Source organism: Halorubrum sp. AJ67, assembly GCF_000513435.1.
On sequence record NZ_CBVY010000003.1, the window covers coordinates 258,951 to 261,048 of the forward strand.

Genomic DNA, 2,098 nt, shown 5'->3' on the forward strand with positions numbered 1-2,098 from the left:
GCCCGCGCGGTCGACGACCTCTGTTGATCCGGCCCGATGTCGACGAGACCTCGCCGACCGTAATAACTTCGTATAGCATACATTATACGAAGTTANACGAAGATGGCGTTCGCGACGAGTTCCGGCTCGACCGCGCCGGGACCGTCGCCGCCGATCAGCTGCGCGTCCTCGAACATCGCGTAGAACTCCTCGTAGGCGTCCGTCCGGTCGACTCCCTCGCGCTCCTCGGGGTCGGCCTCCTCCTCCGCGCGCTTCGAGAAGTTCGTCTTCACCGGTCCCGGTTCGACGACGACCACGTCGATGCCGAGGTCCGCGACCTCGTTGCGCAGCGCGTCGGACATCGCTTCGAGGGCGAACTTCGACCCGCTGTACACGCCGCCGCCGGGCATCGACACCCGCCCGGCGACCGACGAGACGTTGACGATGGTTCCGTCGCGCTCGCGCCGCATCGCGGGCAGCACCGCCCGGATCAGCCGGTGTGGCCCGTACACGTTCACGTCGAACTGGTCGTGGACCCGATCGGTGGTGACGTCCTCGATCGGACCGAACTGACCGTAGCCGGCGTTGTTGATCAGGGCGTCGATCGCTCCCTCCTCGTCTAAGATCCGATCGACGACGCGGTCGACATCGTTCTGGTCAGTGACGTCGAGCGTGGCGAGCTCACAGCCCGCCTCGCCGAGCGCTTCGACGTCCGCGGGGTTCCGCGCGGTCGCGTACACGGTCCACCCCTCGTCGAGGAAGGCGTGCGCCGCGGCGCGGCCGATACCCGAGGAACAGCCGGTGATGAGTACCGTCTTCTGCACGCGTCGTCGGTCGGTCCCCGGCGGCATAACTCTCCCGACCGACCGCGTCGCTCGGGGTCCGCGCAGTCGCCGAAGGAAAATCGGAAGGGGGCGGCGCACTCCCCGCCGCCGTCCGCGTCGTTACTCTTCGCCCGCCGACTCGCCGTTCTCGCCGTCGCCGCTCTCGTCGGCCTCGTCGTCGTCCGCCGGGAGGAGGTCCCGCTCGTCTAAGATCGCCTCGATCTCGTCGACGGGGCGCTCCGTGTACTCCTCGTCGTCGACGGTGATCGTCGCGACGCCGACGCCGTCGGGCGTCAGCTCGCCGTCGTTCGACTGCGCGAGGGTGTCAAGCGCGAGTCCGACGGCGTCGTCGGTCGAGAGGCCCTCCTCGTACTCCGCTTCGAGGTAGTCACGGAGGTCGCTGCGGTCCGAGCCGATCGACAGCGCCTGCCACTCGTAGGGGGTGCCGGACGGGTCCGTCTCGAACAGGCGCGGCTCGCCGTTCTCGATGCCGCCGACGATGAGCGCGACGCCGAACGGGCGCGCGCCGCCGACCTGCGTGTACTGCTGGATGTGGTCGGTGATGTTCTTCGTCAGCGTCTCGATGCCGACCGGCTCGCCGTACCGGAGCTGGTTCACCTGCGCCTGCCGGCGCGCGAAGTCGATGAGCTGGCGGGCGTCGGCGACGTGGCCGGCGCTCGCGACGCCGACGTGGTCGTCGGCCTTGTGGAGCTTCTCGATGCTCTCCGGCTCCATCAGCGGGGAGCGGGCGCGCTTGTCCGCCGCGAGGACGACCCCGTCCTCGGCGCGGATCCCGACGCTCGCCGTCCCTCGTTTCACCGCCTCCCGGGCGTACTCGACCTGATAGAGTCGGCCGTCCGGAGAGAAGATTGTGATGCCGCGGTCGTACGCCTGTTGTTGGGATTGGCCCTGCATGATATCACTCGATGTCGAACGTCGTCGCGCCGACGCGACCCGACTCGGCCCGCAGGTCACACGCGTCACCGCGCACGACCGCGGGCCGTTCGGCGCTCCCGAACGCGACGTCTCGCTGTGTCGAATTGGGGGTCGCGCGACCCATATATCTTTCCTCACAGGCACGTACCGTCCCCGAAATCCCCCTGACGAGGATTCCGACCGGCTCGCCGTCGACCTCGCTCACGCAGGCGATCGCGGCGCGCGCGTCGCCGACGTAGCCGTGTCTGACGCGGACGACGGCCTCGCCCGTCCCGTCCGCGTGCGAGAACGACAGCAGCGTGAGGTCGGCGTCGGCGCTCCCCGCGTCGCCGAGGAGGTTGCCGGCGCTGTACCACAGC

Annotated in this window: 2 protein-coding genes and 2 pseudogenes (1 of these 4 running past the window's edge); 1 reads left to right on the forward strand and 3 read right to left on the reverse strand. The window is 69.1% G+C overall.

Annotated elements, in window-relative coordinates; genetic code table 11:
- A pseudogene (locus BN903_RS15580) lies at positions 1–5 on the forward strand (hypothetical protein); its annotated part reaches 457 nt to the left of the window's first position; the annotation flags it as partial.
- Between the two features lie 93 nt (positions 6–98).
- Here BN903_RS15580 and BN903_RS04745 read toward each other — a convergent pair.
- From BN903_RS04745 to BN903_RS04755, 3 genes and pseudogenes are all read right to left on the reverse strand, one after another.
- Positions 99–830 (reverse strand): annotated as a pseudogene (locus BN903_RS04745) (SDR family oxidoreductase); the annotation flags it as partial.
- Between the two features lie 93 nt (positions 831–923).
- The gene (gene psmA / locus BN903_RS04750) at positions 924–1,718 is read right to left on the reverse strand and encodes an archaeal proteasome endopeptidase complex subunit alpha (protein WP_048076615.1); all 795 of its coding nucleotides are present in this window, start codon (positions 1,716–1,718) and stop codon (positions 924–926) included.
- Positions 1,719–1,722: 4 nt separating this feature from the next.
- On the reverse strand, positions 1,723–2,098 hold a 376-nt coding region (locus BN903_RS04755; protein ID WP_048076616.1), incomplete at its 5' end, for an Rpp14/Pop5 family protein.